Below are 15885 nucleotides of genomic sequence, written 5' to 3' on the forward strand. Positions count from 1 at the left end.
TCGCGCAGCCTTCATTTATATTGCTATAAAGGATAGATCTTAATTGGCAGTAATCGCATGAGAGCTTGTCCTAGGCGATAAGCCTGCGTGTCATACATTGGTAACTCGATCGCCGCAGGGAGGCTTTGCATAAAGCGCCGCGCAATCTCCAGATCACAACCTGAAATATTTTTGAGCTTATTGCCAGCATCCAGCAAGACACTAGAATTGAGAGGAGGTTTAGCGCGTAGCTGCCAACGCTTTGGTAAATGGAGGTTACCTAGCTCAATGCGCCTCAGCCCTGAAATTGAAGCTAATAACGTCAGGCGATCGCCTACTTTCATCACCTCATCATCAGATGGCATATAGAACTCACTATGTCCATCAGCTTTAGGAGCGCTAGTCTTTAGATAAACTGGCACAACGATATAACCATAGGCAATTTGCGAAAGATTTTTGCCGATTAATGTATCGTTCTCGGAAATGATATATTCTGCAACTAAAACTGTGCGCTGATTGAGGCGAAATAGACTTAACATATTCTCGCCAAATGCTGCTCCTGCAAAAGCTTCAGCAGATAGAGCATAGGCACAAAAAGATTGAGAACTGGGCAGAAGTTCGGCTAGATTTTCACTGAAGTAGCGATCGTAGGTACGAATAGCGAGATTCATTTGACGATTAATTCTTTTGGCGGCATCACGGGCTAGCAAAGCAGTTTCGAGATTGAGCATCTGATCGTCAGTGACCGAGAGAATACTCCTAGCTGTGGCTAGATTTGTTTTTGATAACTCTTCGATGATATTGCCTGTAAACCAAGGTACTCTGTCCGCCAGATCGCAGTCGTGGGGATTTTCACTAACGATCACAAAGGGAAGTTGTAATTTGAATAGAATATCTGCAATTCTCTGACCTAGCCGACCAAATCCAATCAGGATAATATGATCGCGACTAGGTATAGGTAGCGATCGCTTAAAAAACTCAAATTTGGAACTGAGAATGCTATCGGCAATCAATCCGACTACTCCCAAAACAAATAGTAGACTGATCAAGGTAATGGACAAGCAAAATATCACCACCCACAGAGGTACTTGATCTTCACCTAGTCCTCCAAATACATCCCCAAATCCTCCTAATAACAAAATCATGCTTGCCGAAATCGCCTTTTGCCATGAAATATTCGGCACGTTAAAGAATAAGACTACGGAGCTAATTCCCCATAGGGTAATTGCTGTGATCACGCCCCATAGAATGAGCCGACGCGATCGCACCGCTTGAAACCAAGAGCTAATCTGATGCCATTTCGACTTCCAAAATGCGGAACCTGTAATTTTGAGTAATAGTTGATCAATCTTTTGCAAAGCTGAAGAACTGGGATGAACAGAAAAATCAGTTAGTTGCGAAAGTCGGCTAGGTGAGGAGAAATCATTTTCCACAAATTCAATGAAGGCAACTCGATCGTCAACTTGGACAACTGTATCAGGCTCCCATTGAAAGAAGAGGCGATCGGAGTTATGGTCAGTAATACTCAATAGGCGAGAATTCTTTTTATGTAAGAGATAAGCAGGTGTTCTCAGAAAACGATAGTCATTTGCCTCTACCCAACGTTCTACTACTCGTAATTTGCGATCGCCAAGTTGAAATAATCCTAATGTCCCTCCGCCTAAGCCTGCCACGGCAAAGGAGGCAGCAGGGAGATCTACAGGATCAAGGGCGACAAAGTTTCCTAATTGATCTTTCAGTAACTGGTTGAGATTTTGACGGGAGGAGCGAACGACAATATGCACATTGGGATTGAGCCGACGGGCAGCGATCGCTGTTTCAATGTTTACATTCTCGTTGCTGGTGACTAGTAAAATCGCTCGACAGTTATCGATTCCTGCTTTGATTAAAACCTCAGAGCGCCGACAATCTCCCAAAATTATCGATTGATCGAGGAATTCTGAGAAGTTATCAAACTCCATAATTTCTGGTTGGACTTTATCGATCGCACAAATTTTTACTTCATATTCGCGATAGGCAAATTTCTTTAAGTTAAAGACTGAATGCTGTCCTAGACTGCCTAAGCCACAAACGATAAAGCGATCGCATACACTTTCACTCTCTGCGCCTACATTAGTCTCTAAATTGATAGTTGGCTTTGGAGTTTCTTTTTCTTCGTTGTTTGCTAACTGTTGATCCTGATCAAACTCTATGGTTTCGATCCATTGTGGTAATGGCTGTCCAAACCAAAATGCATAAATTCGTGCTGCCTTAAAATTACGATAGTCAAAATCATGACAACATTTAGCGATCGCCTCCACTAACACTCGGCGATCGCCAAAATAAGTAGACTCTAATAAAATATGTAGCTCTTGAGGCTTTTGTCTGACTGTGACATTTACTTTGATTTCTAGGTCAAGTAAGCAAGTTTTAATTAATACAGCAAGCGATCGCATTCTTTATTCACGTTCTCAAACTAGTAACTTTGCAAACCTTTAATCTTAAACCATGAACATTAATAGCAGGTTATCTTAGCTCTTTGCTTTATATCCTGTAAGTAGATGACCTCTGCTAAGATTTTTTCTTTGATTTGGGGTTTGAGTCCATCTTTTGTGACTAGATCTACTTTCATTTGGAGGCGATCGCTTAAGTAGTCTTTTAGTTCGATTAAGTCAAATAAGCTTGGTTTCTGAGCATATTCCACCAGTATATCTATACCACTGGCTGAATTGTAATCGCCTCTAGCATAGGAACCAAAGATTCCTAGTTGCTTAACATGATATTTATCTATTAGTTCGGATTTTAGATCAGTGAGTATGTTTTGGATTTCTATTAGAGTTTTGAGTGGTGTGCCTATGGAATGATTAGGAACTTCCGCAGCACGATCGAGAACGCCGAGAATGAAGCTTTCAAAGGTGACATTGCTTTGATTGGCGATTTCAATCAGCTTTTGTTGCAATGATTCAGGAATTTCTATAGTTAATGGTTTCTGCATAACATACCTCTGCTTCGGCTAGGATGCGATCGCGTAAGCGATGATTGATTGATTTTAGGGTAACAAGGTCGATCGCTCTACCGTCAAATATTTTCGATAGTTCTTGTTCTAGTTGATGAAGTTTTAAGAATCCGATGGTTTTACCTGTTTGAAATTCGATAAGTATGTCTATGTCACTGGTAGGGCTGAAGTCATCACGAAGTACTGAACCAAATAATGAAAGCTTTTGGATGTTCCATTTTTGGCAGATTAGAGCAATTTCTTGTTTAGGTACTATTATATTCTGAGTTTTCATACATCAAGTTTTCAGGCAACGATTTGATAAATTATGGGGCGATAACGAGGTGCTGGGATAGTCTTATTTTCTGACTTTGCTGCTTCTAGCCATGCGGTTTTAGCAAGAATTACTTCATTGAGGGCTTGCTGTGGAGTTTCACCGATCGCTGAGCAATATTTCAAGTCAGGGATATCGGCAATATAAGCTTCGTCTTCTTCGCTGTAGAAAATGTTGATGTGATAATCTTTCATTACGATGTCACCCAGTTTTCAAGTGCTAGATCTTGAACTCGATTAAATTCTTTGGTGTTGTTGGTGACTAGGGTTAGGTTTAAACTCAGAGCATGAGCGGCTATGAGCAAGTCCATTGCGCCGATGATTTTGCCCGATCGCTCTAGGGTTGCGCGGATATTTCCGTAAATGGTTGCGGCTTGTTCGTCAAATTGGACAATTTCTAATGGGATTAGGAATTGGTTAAGGGCGGCGCGATTGCGATCGGGAAATTGGCTTTTGGCGGCTCCATATTCTAGTTCGGCTACGGTGATAGATGAGATGCCAATATCAAAGGGTGCGATGGTTTGAAATTTCTCTAAAACGTCTTTGGGCTTGCGTTTGATGATGTAAATACAAGTATTGGTGTCGAGCATATATCTCATGAGAATAGCTCCTCTCTTTCTTGTAATGGAGGTTGTTCTCTAGTTTCCATAAAGTCATCTGTGAAGAGATCGAGGCTATTCCAGAGGGTTTGCCAAGGGTTGTTTTTGGGGATAAGTATGATCGCGTTGCCAACTTTTTTGATATAGACTTCTTCGCCGACTAGTTGAAATCCGTCTGGTAATACGGCTAGTTGTTCGTTGCCTTGCATTCTGAGTTTGGCGGTGTTCATGGGTTTGTTCTCCTAGTTGTATTCTAAGTTAATTCTTCTAAGCCAAGCTTTGACTTCATTTGTGAGTTGTTCACTGGTTTGTTCTCCTGTGAATAGGCGTATTTGAATTGGTGCTAGGGTTTTGGCAGAGTTGATTAATCGCCTCATTAGCACTTTTGCCATAAAGGGCGATCGCTAATTTCTTGAATTCAGGCTCTAACTTTAGATTAAGTAATTCACGCTCTAAACAAGAGACATCTTGAACTACTGGAATCCTACGACCGATAGAATTAAAAATTTTGTTGGTTAATTTCTTTGCGATTACATTAGGATCGCTTTCTTGTTCGAGTTGGCGGATATCGACAACTAAACAGCGTATTTCGGGGTGGTCAGTATTGCGATCGAGTCCTTTTTGGATTGCTTCACAATCTATAAGTTGACTTTCTAAGGTTTGAATTTTGTTTGTGTTGTTTGAAGGGATGGTATCTGCAATTTCGGGGTGGGTAGATGTGGGCTGAGAATGCCATGCTTCATAAAAGTCTGGATAGCTCATATTTTCAGCACAGTGATGAAGGACTTTATAACAATTGATTGTATTGGTTGGTATCACTTGCTTATCATTATCAAAATTATTGTTATGAGAATAATTATTGATGAATTTACTCAATGACAAAACCACTTTTCTCATTGTTTTTTTGCTTTTTATGCCGTGAAGTAAAAATTTTGAATTAACAAAAGAATCTTCTTCTGTGTCTCTTTGAATTGCAATTATTAATTGATTAATTGCTATCGAATTATCTAAGTCAATTTTTGCTAGTATTTCAGCAAATACATTTTTTTCTTTTTCATTCTTAGAATTTAATATAATTTGAGAAAATGCTTCAATTAATTTTGAATCATTACTAATCGAACTCAGAAGTTTCGCAAAACTAGCTTTTTCATCATAATTTTTTGATTTCAAAAAATTGGCATACAATATCTCCTCTAATTGTTTCACTAATTTTTGGTTACTCCTAAAAATTTGTATAGTATATTCCATGAATGGTGCTTGATATTTAATATTTCCTATAATATTAGATATATCATTTGCAATTCTTGGATTATTAGGGCTAATTCTTTCTATAGATTGAGTAATATCCAAACGAATCTCATCATCATCAAACAAATTCAGTATAGATATAAGCTTATCTATAACCTCTTCACTATTTCTTTTGTTTACAATATTAGAAAGGCAATTGCAAATATTACTAACTGAAGCTTCTACATCTTCAATTTGTCTTAAATATTCATTTATATCATCTAATTTTAAAAGATCTTTTTCTATATCTATAGCTATTTGCAATTTGTCAAATAAAATGTTGACAACTCTCTCGTCTCCTTCAGAAATATTGCTTAAACATTCAACAGCTAGAAAACTTGCATTTGTTTGTATATGATTATTTAAAACAATCTCTACCAGTAAATCTATAGCTTGCTTATTTCCTACAGCAAATTTTTTGAGGATTTCAGATATACCATCTATCCATTCATTCTGTTTTAAAGGCTCTATTAATTTAAATATGGCTAATTCATTGTTATTATCAATGTTACATATATTTTCTGCTACACTCCAGTGTAATGTCTTATATTTAATATCTTTTAGGATAATAGTTAACTCATAAATAACTTCATTTTTACAAACATTTGTCTTACCTAAGCATAGAATTAGAAAACCAATAGTATTTAAACAATTTTCATCTTTTGAATTTTCATATTCTTGTTTTTGAGCCAATAAAATCCCTAGAAGTTTTTTGACATTTTTTTTGTTTTCTATAATTCCAATGAGTTCTTCAAATATTAAACGATCATATGGATACTCTTTGTTAATACAATTTTCTATTGCCGTTTCAAGAAACAACGAACTATTTTTAGTAAAGTTAGATATATATCTTGTTATCTTAAAAATCTTATTTGGTATTGAATTAACTTGTCGATATATGTCATCAAAAATATCTGTATGAATTTTTGAAAAATGTAGATTGTAATACTCTAAAATTTGATACCTCAATGTATTCAGATTGGAAAATAGTATGTTAATCAATCTTTGGCTATACGTTTTCTCTAAAAATAAATCATCTTTAAATGGAATTATCTTTGAATATGTACGCCATTCTAGATTCTTTTGATCGTACCAACCAAATTGCCATACTATTATTTGATTTACTATTTTATCGATCAAAATACTTAAAGAATTAACATTGATAATTTGTGGAGTAAGTAATGCTGCTAAATAATATGCTCGATAGTAGTAAAAGTCACCGCAACCATCTTTAAATGAAGTAATAGCTTTAAAAAAAGCTGTCTTTTTAGCTTCTGAAATACACTCTCTTCCTACCCAAAGTCTTATTGTTTCTTCCCACTCAGGCTCAAATATTCGATACTTCCCTTTTACAAGTCGATCTATGTGTTCACGAGGGACAAAGAAATTCCAGTCATCGATCGCTAAAGCAGCAAAATACTCTTGAAAAGAAGCATGATAAAAAGCATAAACTTCTTGGTCTTGTTCATCACGTTCGATCAAAGTTAACCAACCAACATCACTAGCCAACTTAAATAAGCGATCGCCCATCTCCTTAACCGCCAAACTACGCGACAGCCGAAAACCTGCATCACCATCAATACCAGCGATCGCTAGTTTTCCTAAAGCAAGATGCAATTCTTCTCGTAATGCGTCCTGAGTTAAATCTTCATCAACAATATTAGGCTTCCATTCATAAAAATAACGAACAAATAGCTCATATAATCCCGCTTTCGTTTCAGGAAGTTCGGTATTCAGATCGCGATAAAAAGCCTGACACAACAAAGCTAACCGTAAAGGATGCCTTACCATATCCCGAATGCGATCGCGATTAGGTTCCTTGAGCTTAGCTTGCAAAATTGGCGCACTTTCAGGCTTTCCAGCCTCAACAAACCAATCACTAATAAATTGATCCACTTGCTCAGGCGAAAAATCTCCCATTCTGAACGTATCAAAACCTGACAATCCATTCAGAGAGGCATCCCAAACATTTAACCGAGAAGTTAACACCACTCGCGATTGACCAATCACCTCTTTAATTTCGTATTTAATCTTCTCTAACGCATCCGCAGAAGACTTAGCCCTCATTTCATCCAAACCATCCAACAGCAACCAAATCGCACCAGATTGAAACTGTTGAAATAGATCGTTTTTTTGCTCTGGATTTATAGAATCTTTTTGAATACCTAGCGCCTCAGATAGCCATTTCCCATAGATATGATCATCTAGCGATCGCCCTTGCAGATCTGCCAAACTCACAAAAATTTGTAACTTCTGTTTTTTATTCAACTCATCAGCAATTCTTGCTAATAACGTAGTTTTACCAGCCCCCGCCTCACCCACGATCGCAATATGCTTATTTTTACTCTGCCGATCAGTCAGCGATCGTAAGAAATTATCATGCTCATAAGTTTTTACAACCTTTCGTTCTTGATACTGATTGCGCTGATCTGAATCTGCTTTATCTTGCTTACTACGAGTCTGTTCTTTATGTTCCAAAAGATCGAGTGGCACATAAACATTCACCTCCGCACCAATAGCAGTCGCCTCTTTCCGCAATTGCCTAGCCTCTTTCTGTTTAGCCAACATCCCCCCACAAATCGCGATCCAATTTACTATGCTTGCCTCTGTTTCATTCAAAGGCGCATCAATTACATCTTCAGGCTTTAAACCTACAGCCTCCGTAATCCAAACCAGTGAATCAAACCTAACTGGTCTTCCGTTCAAAAATCTTTTTACCGTACTTTCACCCGCGCCCGAACGTTCGGCTAAGTCAGGTATCGTCCAGCCTTTTTCATCACGATTATTTGGTCTTATTAGTTCAGCCATACATTGCCGAACTTTTTGAATACCTTCAGAAGATGCTTTTACGCTCATAGTCTGATTAATGTATGCCATTAACTTATCAATACCCTACCAGTTACAAGCACAAGCTTACGGAAACCAGCAAAAATTTAAAAGGTCAGAAAAGGTCACTTACTACTGAACTGGTCTGGTCTGGTGTGACAGCAATATTCTAGCTAATCTGCAAGTGTTCAAATTATTTCACTAGGCAATGAACACACACAAACAAATCCAACAGATCGCTGCCACCGATGAACTCCTCGATCAAGCGATCGCCCTAACCCCCATTCGCAACCCCAAAGACCACAACCACCTCCAACGCCGCCAACAACAACGCGCCATCAGCAACGACATGATCCGCGTCGCCATCGCCTACGGACAACAACGCAGCGATCGCCACGGCGCGATCGTCTACACCTTAAGCGATCGCCAACTCAAAACCAGTCCCTACGCCAAATTCACCGACACCCTTAGAGGCTTGCAAGTCATCTGTTTACCAGACCTGCAAACCCTCCAAATCCTCACCACCTATTGGAACTTCAACAGCAAACGCAAAGCCAGAAAATAAACCTATGCAAAACGCCAAAGACCTCAGAGCCGCCTCCCAACTGCTCAAACAAGCCCAAATCATGATCGACAAATACAACCTTCCACCGCAAAAGTTTCTCGAACAATTGGGACTGCTGCAAACTCAACCCGAAACCGAAATCGTCTTTGAGAAAACTGGCGGACGGTTCCATCTCTTCAAAGCACTCGAAGAAGCCAAAGAACGAGTCGTAATCAAATGTCCTTGGGCAAGCGATCGCGCGATCGACAACGACCTGATGCTACGGCTCAACTATGCCCTCGACCAAGGCGTACAAATCGATCTCGGCTGGGGCTACCAATACGACCTCGGCACTGTCATCAAAAAAGACCGTCACGGCAACCTCACCTTCGCCGCCGAAGCCCAATATCGCTATAGCGCCATGTCCAAACTCTTCCAACTACAAAAACGCTACAGCGATCGCCTCCACCTCAAACTCACAGGCGGACATAGCAAATACTTTGTCTGCGATCGCAAGTTTGCCTACGTCGGCAGTCACAACATCCTCAGTTCCACCATTCCCAATCTCAAGATCGCCTATCCCGACCTCAAAGGCGATGAAACAGGCACAATTCACCGAAATCAAGAAATCATCCAAAAACTGATTAATCGCTACGACCAAGCGATCGATCTCACAGGCTCTGATTTGTTCTCAACCGCAAGATTGACAGCATGAATTTTATGTTGCAAAGCGATCAAGATCTCCGACTTTTTCTTTGCTATCACCGAACAATTCTACTAATCACAAAAAAAGTCGGAGATCTGAGCCTTTACACTTGCAGCTTTATTTAGCCACCGTTGCGTGATATGAAGGATAATTGGATTTTATAACGTTTACAAATTCATGTCTGTTCGAGTTCGTATTGCACCAAGCCCAACGGGTAACTTACACATCGGCACAGCCCGCACCGCCGTATTTAACTGGCTGTATGCCCGTAACCAAGGCGGGACATTTATCCTCAGAGTCGAAGACACCGATCGCGAAAGATCTAAGGATGAATATACTCAAAATATCTTAGAAGGCTTGGCATGGTTGGGGATCGACTTTGACGAGGGACCATTTTTTCAAACACAACGCAGCGATCGCTATATTGCCACCGTACATAAACTTTTAGCCGAGAAAAAAGCCTACTTTTGCTACTGCACCGAAGCTGAACTAGAGGAAATGCGGGAAACGCAAAAAGCCAACAAACAAGCACCACGCTACGACAATCGCCATCGCAACCTTACCGATGAACAACGCCAAGCCTTTGAAGCCGAAGGTCGTCGCCCCGTAGTTCGCTTCATCATTGAGGAACCACGCACAGTTGCATGGAATGACCTAGTACGCGGCAATGTCTCATGGAGCAGCAGCGATCTTGGTGGTGATATGGTGATTGCCCGTGTTGATGAGCAAGGCAATATCGGCTTACCACTGTATAACTTTGCCGTAGTTGTCGATGACATCGATATGCAGATCACCCAAGTTATTCGTGGAGAAGATCATATTGCCAACACCGCCAAGCAAATTCTCATTTACGAAGCATTAGGCGCAACACCACCACAGTTTGGACATACACCCCTAATTCTCAATCAGCAAGGCGCAAAAATCTCCAAACGGGATGGCGCAACTTCCGTTTGGGAATTTCGGAATATGGGCTATATTCCCGAAGCTTTCAATAACTACATGGCGCTATTAGGTTGGTCGCCTAGCGATGGCAAGGAACTCTTCACCCTCCAAGAAGCATCCCAAATCTTCAGCTTCGATCGCGTCAATAAGGCAGGGGCAAAATTTGATTGGGATAAATTAAATTGGATTAATAGCCAATATTTGCATTCTTTACCAACAGAAGATGTATGCGATCGCCTAACTCCATTTCTCAAGGAAACTGGCTATGATCTGGAATCTGTCGATCGTCAATGGTTACTCGACTTGACCAAACTAATCGCCCCAAGTTTAACTCTATTGACCGATGCCGCGACGATTAGCAAGTTCTTCTTCACTGAGTTTGAAGACTATACCGATGAAGCGAAGACTACTCTCCAAGGCGATGCGATCGCAGGTATCATTACAGCCCTGATTGAAGCGCTAAAAGAAACTACTGATTTAGATGCTGATAGTGCTGGCGAAGTAATTAAAACAGTCACTAAGTCTCAAGGTGTCAAGAAAGGAGCCGTGATGAAGTCTCTACGGGCAGCCCTCACAGGCGATCTGCATGGGCCAGAAATCTTGCCCTCATTTGTACTACTTCATCGTAAAGGTTTAGCATTGTCCCGTTTACAACGCGCCTTAACTGTATAACTGATGTTACGTGGAAGGAATTCTTGTGAGCACGTAAGTCTAAGGCTGGCACGGGGGCGCAGCCCCTACAAGATCTAAAATTTATAGGTAGGGGCAATCCCCCCGTGGTTGCCCTGTCATGCTAGCAGCAAGAGATTCATCATTTGAGTTCCACGTAACATCAGTTTTTAAGTAGTAGGTAATAACAAACTTTGCTCGATCGCTTGTCTAACAGATTGACGCACATAGCAATCACTTTCGAGACATTCGACTAATAGACGGTTAGCATTACAGTATTGACGTAGAAGTTCTATTTGATGGGGGGTGAAGTCCCAGCTTTGACCAATGTTACGATGATTGACGGTCTGTAGACGTAGATCATTTGCCCAATTCTGCCATTGCACATCACTATCAGCATCATCAGGACAGTTGGCGATCAATTCTGTTAAAGCATTAGCTAAGTGAGGTTCTTGCATTTCTTGGGCGTACTCTAGAGCAAGACTAAGATCAAGATCAAGATCAAGTCCGAGATCTTCTCCATCTTTAGTTTCTAACGCCCTCGCCAAATCAAAGGCAAGATCAAGGTTTAGATTGCGATTCTGACAAAGATCAAGGTCAAGTACGAGAGTTCTCGCTAATACGTTTGCCAAATTAATCGGATCGCTCTGAGCGATCGCTCTCCCCAGAGTCAAATAGAAAGCACGTACCGACTGAATGCGATCGGGAACTTGAGCAGATTCGGCTTTTTGGTTGACCCATTGCAATAGGGTTTGTAATTGCGAATCTCCTATTAACAAGCGATCGCAGTAGTCTTTCATTAACTGCAATAAGTCATCAGCTGATCGCATCATCCCCACCGCCAGACGCAAAATGTCATGCCAACGGTGATCAGTAATTTTACTAGCTAGCAAAGTCAGCGTATCTTGATTGCCGTTATAAACAAGCTCCCGCGCCGCTAGATATTCCTGAAAAGTTAAATGCGAAAAAGAATAAATTCCCTTGGCGCGTTCCACAAACAACCCATGTTGAGATTCTATCGCTTTAATAATTGCTTCACTATCTAGTTGTAACGCCTCCTCATCGGTATGCGCCTTAGGTAAATTGCGAATGTAATCGGTGATATAGCGTTCCAGATCGACTTGCCGAAAGAAATAATCTCCTTGATAAAAGGTTGTACAGGCAACCTGCGCCAAGAGATCTTCTTTACGTTGCATCGATAGATTTTTGTAAATCTGATGTCGTTCAATATTGCGTTTGGCATCCCATTTTTTGAGTAATACATCTAATCCCTCGCGATAGAGTTCCGAACGATTGGTGGGAAAATCACCAAATTCATCAAATACTAAACATAGGAGTGTGAGCAGTAAAGGATTAGTAGCCAATTCTTGAATAGGACGATTATCTTCTACTTTTCGCAAAAAAAGCTCAGTATGTCGGGAATTACCAGCAAACCATCGCTGAGCAAACTGAGAAATCTGCAATGGACGGAAGTTCGCCACCTCAACTTCCGTAAACTTCTCAAATACATATTCCTGCGCTCCCAATCGACTTGTAATTACAAAGCGATTGCTATAGTACTGCTCTGAGAAACTCCGCAGATCTTCGAGAACACGATGCAAATCATCTTCGCGGACTTCATCCAGTCCATCCCAAAATAGAATCGCTCGTCCATGTTGTAAAAGTTGTTTAATCGTTAGCTCATCACCAATGTTGTAAGCATGAAAGTCTTGAGCAATATAATCTAGTAACCTTGGCTGAGTTTCAACACCTGCATACTGACGCAATGTCACAAAAATCGGCACTAAATCGCTAAAAATCTCACCTTGCGAACATTTCAAGGCGGTATATTTTAACAGCGTCGTTTTGCCAGCCCCTGGTTTGCCTAGCAACATCAGTTTGCGATAACGATTTAAAGCCTCTATGCTCGACACCCGATCTTCATTCAGCAATCCCATTTCAATGCGATCGCGCCCGTGATAAGTAGCCAGTAAATCAGCAATTCCCAAACGCCGACGGCTCGTAATTTTTTCGAGAACATCTGTTCCTGTATAGATATTTTCCAGATCAATCGGGTGCGACATATCCAAAACTCGCATGGTGGCACAGCGCTCTTGGATAATCTGGCGACTGCGATAGCGCAGTTGCTGCACCAGTTCTTCAATATCAATATTTAAGGAAACAACCCCCTGATTAGATGGAGATTGGTTAGCAATCAATGAGGTTGGTTCACTCTGTGGACTTTCGGCATCTAGATAATTTTGCAAAATATGCAAGAGACGATTATTTTTACCAGGTCCCTTACCACTGATGTCAAACTTCCGATAAATTTCTCCCATCCGCTTGCGATAGGCTTCTTCAGAAATACCCAAAAAGCTAGCAACTTCGCGATCATCACGATTTTCCCCAAATCTCAATAGGAAAACACTTTCCTGATCGGCGGAAAGCTGATGGGTTTGCGCCATTCGCATCAGAAATTTTTGGGGAAACATAGTTGACATAACTTATCATAAGGAAAGTGGCGCAAATTGCCACTTTCCTTATGATAAATGCCGATCGCACCATGTATCAATATCTGTTAATAAGCGATCGCCAATTTCCCAAGGCAATAAGTGAGCCGTATTTGGATAGCAAATAAATTCGCAATTAGGTAATAATTTTGCGGTCTCTAGGGTTGATGCAACTGTAATATGTCGATCTTGATCGGCGGCGATCGCTAGACAAGGAACTTGAATTTTACATAAATCATCTGTGCGATCGTATCCCTGCCGCAGCGCTTGCATCAAAGCTCTTTGGGCATAGCGCGAGGTTTGCAAATAAGCCTTTGCACCAGTACGAGAAATCTGATCGTAAGCGCCTCGCGTATGCTGCTGAATCAAATATTTGATCAGCGATCGCTTACCAAACCATTCAATATGCCAACGCTGCTCTGGCACAATCCAATGCAACCCAACGGCGATTACTAAATTGACATATTCCCACCAAGCGATTTTAGGTAAGCTGCTGCGTGGCTTGGCAGCAGTAGCAATTAAAATTAAACCGACAATTTTAGGACGGAAACCATTTTGCGGTGAATTTTGGAACTCCACCACACGCAGCGCCAACTCCATCGCCAAGATACCACCCAAAGACCATCCCAAAATCAGATATTCCGTAGATGGCTGATCAGGCTGGTCAGGCTGATCATTTGATACATCTTGCAGTTCTGATTGATAATCTCGTTCCAAAAGATCCCAAAGATCTTGTATGTGATCTAACATTGTGAAGCTCGTAGTTGCCTTACAATTTCCATAACCACGCAAATCAGGCGCAATCGCTCTAATACCTTGATCATGAAAGTGTTGGGCAAATATTTGCATTGCTTCACTACTTCCAGGGTGTCCGTGCAAGCATAAAACTTTTAGTCTGCGATCGCTACTCATCAGAAATATATTTGAAACTATTTGCATTTGAAATCAATCAAGTCTTATTTACCTTAACTTGACAATGACGCAGACTTCACAAGAGAACGACGCTTCCAAGCTCCCAATAGATAAAAGCGTTAGTCAAACCATCAATCAAAGAATCAATATCATCCCAGTTGGTGAAGTTATCGCCAACTTGTCCTATGACAGTCTCATGGGAATGCTGCGATTACTCAAGACCCACACGGGAATTGTCAATATTCAAACGCCTCATTTCAGTTGGAAAATTTTTGTTCATCATGGAAGTATCGCTTTTATCGAAAATAAAAATGACTTTTTACCAACATTAATCCGCAAATTAAAAATTAAAAAAGTTCAAATTTCACAGGATCTCTTGCTTAGTAGTAACTCCAAGCCGCTTAATAGTATTGAGACTTGTCGTCTCCTAGGTGAAATTTATGCCCAAGATCGTGAAAATAGCCTACAGATTTTTAAAGAAATATTATTAGAAAACCTTTTGGCAATTTCTTTAGAGAAAAAGTTCTCTCTACTATGGAAACAATTCACCCTAGATCCACAAATTATTTTGCCGATCTGGCAATTACCTGATCTGGAAAAGGCGATCGTCAAAGCCACTAATCAATGGCGTACTTTTACCTATGTTCGTCATCCCTATCAAACAGTACAACTACTAGATCTCGAATGTAGCATCGCCCAAGTACCACTGTTTACCCAAGTCACCAATGGGAAATGTCGAATTAGTGAAATTGCCGATCGCTTTCAACAACATATCACTCGCACCGCCCTCAAACTCGATAAACTAGCTGAAAACCGCACCGTTGCTATCTTGCCACTACCATTAAGTGCATCCGATATGCTTGAGAGTCTGACTCTCAATGAAACGATAGAAATGCGCCCCAAAGTAATGATCGTTGATGATTCACCTGTATTGCTTAAACAATTTGGTAGTTTACTCACAAGTTGGGGATATCAATTAAGCCTAGTCAGTGACTCCGTCAACGCAACTAAGCAAATTTTGACAGAAAAACCCAACATCGTATTTATGGATATAAATATGCCTAACTTAAACGGGTTTGATCTAATTAAGCAAATTCGTCGTCAGCCCTCATTAGCCAGCATACCCTTAGTTTTAGTCACCTCCGAAAATACAATTACCAACAACTTTCGTGCAAAATGGGCAAATTGTCGGTTTTTAAGTAAGCCGCACACCACCAATGATATTCAAGAATTTCGTGAACAAGTTCGGACGATTTTGCAAGATTTGCTCGCCCCACCATCATAGATACATAAGAGTTGCGGTGCAAAGCACTGCTACTCTTATGTGGGATTTGAAGTGAATGGCAAGCTCTAACTAATTGCTGTTACGTAGAACGCAGATGATAAAACCCTTGCTGCTAGCGATACAGGGCAACCACGGGGGGATTGCCCCTACCCGTAAATTCCAGATCTTGTAGGGGCTGAGCCCCCGTGCCATCCCTAAACTTACGCAATTGTAGAAACTCCTTCCATGTAACATCAGTAACTAAGTAGAATTGCTTACATACGATTCAGTGCTAACCTGATTACAATTTGGGATAATGTATCTGAGACAACCAATCGAATTTATCTCTAGTTGCTACGAT

General features: G+C 40.7%; 13 protein-coding genes. 4 read left to right on the forward strand and 9 right to left on the reverse strand.

The window, feature by feature from the left end; all coding sequences use genetic code 11:
• Window positions 1–23 precede the first annotated feature (23 nt).
• The 7 genes from ABM313_RS07185 to ABM313_RS07215 all read right to left on the reverse strand — a co-directional run bounded on the left by ABM313_RS07185 (window position 24) and on the right by ABM313_RS07215 (window position 8049).
• Window positions 24–2414, reverse strand: coding sequence for an NAD-binding protein (locus ABM313_RS07185; protein WP_434686971.1), 2391 nt, complete (start codon window positions 2412–2414; stop codon window positions 24–26).
• 59 nt (window positions 2415–2473) lie between these two features.
• Complete coding sequence (locus tag ABM313_RS07190) at window positions 2474–2953, reverse strand: nucleotidyltransferase family protein (RefSeq protein WP_434686972.1); 480 nt, start codon at window positions 2951–2953, stop codon at window positions 2474–2476.
• Window positions 2922–3248 carry a nucleotidyltransferase family protein gene (locus ABM313_RS07195; protein WP_434686973.1) on the reverse strand — a complete coding sequence of 109 codons (327 nt, stop codon included), beginning with the start codon at window positions 3246–3248 and terminating at the stop codon, window positions 2922–2924. Before ABM313_RS07195 ends, ABM313_RS07190 begins: the two co-directional genes overlap by 32 nt.
• A gap of 11 nt (window positions 3249–3259) precedes the next feature.
• Window positions 3260–3481 carry a type II toxin-antitoxin system HicB family antitoxin gene (locus ABM313_RS07200; protein WP_434686974.1) on the reverse strand — a complete coding sequence of 74 codons (222 nt, stop codon included), beginning with the start codon at window positions 3479–3481 and terminating at the stop codon, window positions 3260–3262.
• A complete protein-coding gene (gene vapC / locus ABM313_RS07205) occupies window positions 3481–3885 on the reverse strand; it encodes a type II toxin-antitoxin system tRNA(fMet)-specific endonuclease VapC (protein WP_434686975.1) in 405 nt (134 codons plus the stop codon). The genes ABM313_RS07200 and vapC overlap by 1 nt, the downstream gene beginning before the upstream one ends.
• Window positions 3882–4115 (reverse strand): antitoxin, encoded by a 234-nt coding sequence (locus tag ABM313_RS07210; RefSeq protein ID WP_434686976.1) that lies wholly within the window; start codon window positions 4113–4115, stop codon window positions 3882–3884. Before ABM313_RS07210 ends, vapC begins: the two co-directional genes overlap by 4 nt.
• A 70-nt stretch (window positions 4116–4185) precedes the next feature.
• A complete protein-coding gene (locus ABM313_RS07215) occupies window positions 4186–8049 on the reverse strand; it encodes an NACHT domain-containing protein (RefSeq protein WP_434686977.1) in 3864 nt (1287 codons plus the stop codon).
• A 157-nt stretch (window positions 8050–8206) separates the two neighbouring features.
• Here ABM313_RS07215 and ABM313_RS07220 point away from each other — a divergent pair, with 157 nt between their 5' ends.
• The 3 genes from ABM313_RS07220 (at window position 8207) to gltX (ending at window position 10862) form a co-directional block, all read left to right on the forward strand.
• Complete coding sequence (locus ABM313_RS07220) at window positions 8207–8563, forward strand: hypothetical protein (protein WP_434686978.1); 357 nt, start codon at window positions 8207–8209, stop codon at window positions 8561–8563.
• Window positions 8564–8567: 4 nt separating this feature from the next.
• The gene (locus ABM313_RS07225; protein ID WP_434686979.1) at window positions 8568–9257 is read left to right on the forward strand and encodes a phospholipase D-like domain-containing protein; all 690 of its coding nucleotides are present in this window, start codon (window positions 8568–8570) and stop codon (window positions 9255–9257) included.
• Between the two features lie 168 nt (window positions 9258–9425).
• Window positions 9426–10862, forward strand: a complete 1437-nt coding sequence (gene gltX, locus ABM313_RS07230) for a glutamate--tRNA ligase (protein WP_434686980.1) — start codon at window positions 9426–9428, stop codon at window positions 10860–10862.
• A 167-nt stretch (window positions 10863–11029) separates the two neighbouring features.
• Here the strand turns inward: gltX and ABM313_RS07235 are convergent, their stop codons facing one another.
• Both ABM313_RS07235 and ABM313_RS07240 read right to left on the reverse strand, forming a co-directional pair.
• Window positions 11030–13339: an NACHT C-terminal helical domain 2-containing protein gene (locus tag ABM313_RS07235; protein WP_434686981.1), complete on the reverse strand. Its 2310-nt coding sequence runs from the start codon at window positions 13337–13339 to the stop codon at window positions 11030–11032.
• Window positions 13340–13378: 39 nt separating this feature from the next.
• Window positions 13379–14287 (reverse strand): alpha/beta fold hydrolase, encoded by a 909-nt coding sequence (locus ABM313_RS07240; protein WP_434686982.1) that lies wholly within the window; start codon window positions 14285–14287, stop codon window positions 13379–13381.
• Window positions 14288–14324: 37 nt separating this feature from the next.
• Between ABM313_RS07240 and ABM313_RS07245 the strand changes: the two genes are divergently transcribed.
• Complete coding sequence (locus tag ABM313_RS07245; RefSeq protein ID WP_434686983.1) at window positions 14325–15545, forward strand: response regulator; 1221 nt, start codon at window positions 14325–14327, stop codon at window positions 15543–15545.
• Window positions 15546–15885 lie beyond the last annotated feature (340 nt).

The sequence above is a fragment of the Pseudanabaena minima str. Chao 2107 genome (assembly GCF_051131155.1).
GTDB classification, from domain to species: Bacteria; Cyanobacteriota; Cyanobacteriia; order Pseudanabaenales; family Pseudanabaenaceae; genus Pseudanabaena; species Pseudanabaena minima.

Bases quoted from the DNA above. Each gene is read 5' to 3' on its own strand.
- ABM313_RS07185 (WP_434686971.1), bottom strand. From the start codon at position 2,414: ATGCGATCGCTTGCTGTATTAATTAAAACTTGCTTACTTGACCTAGAA.
- ABM313_RS07190 (WP_434686972.1), bottom strand. From the start codon at position 2,953: ATGCAGAAACCATTAACTATAGAAATTCCTGAATCATTGCAACAAAAG.
- ABM313_RS07195 (WP_434686973.1), bottom strand. From the start codon at position 3,248: ATGAAAACTCAGAATATAATAGTACCTAAACAAGAAATTGCTCTAATC.
- ABM313_RS07200 (WP_434686974.1), bottom strand. From the start codon at position 3,481: ATGAAAGATTATCACATCAACATTTTCTACAGCGAAGAAGACGAAGCT.
- vapC (WP_434686975.1), bottom strand. From the start codon at position 3,885: ATGAGATATATGCTCGACACCAATACTTGTATTTACATCATCAAACGC.
- ABM313_RS07210 (WP_434686976.1), bottom strand. From the start codon at position 4,115: ATGAACACCGCCAAACTCAGAATGCAAGGCAACGAACAACTAGCCGTA.
- ABM313_RS07215 (WP_434686977.1), bottom strand. From the start codon at position 8,049: ATGGCATACATTAATCAGACTATGAGCGTAAAAGCATCTTCTGAAGGT.
- ABM313_RS07220 (WP_434686978.1), top strand. From the start codon at position 8,207: ATGAACACACACAAACAAATCCAACAGATCGCTGCCACCGATGAACTC.
- ABM313_RS07225 (WP_434686979.1), top strand. From the start codon at position 8,568: ATGCAAAACGCCAAAGACCTCAGAGCCGCCTCCCAACTGCTCAAACAA.
- gltX (WP_434686980.1), top strand. From the start codon at position 9,426: ATGTCTGTTCGAGTTCGTATTGCACCAAGCCCAACGGGTAACTTACAC.
- ABM313_RS07235 (WP_434686981.1), bottom strand. From the start codon at position 13,339: ATGTCAACTATGTTTCCCCAAAAATTTCTGATGCGAATGGCGCAAACC.
- ABM313_RS07240 (WP_434686982.1), bottom strand. From the start codon at position 14,287: ATGCAAATAGTTTCAAATATATTTCTGATGAGTAGCGATCGCAGACTA.
- ABM313_RS07245 (WP_434686983.1), top strand. From the start codon at position 14,325: ATGACGCAGACTTCACAAGAGAACGACGCTTCCAAGCTCCCAATAGAT.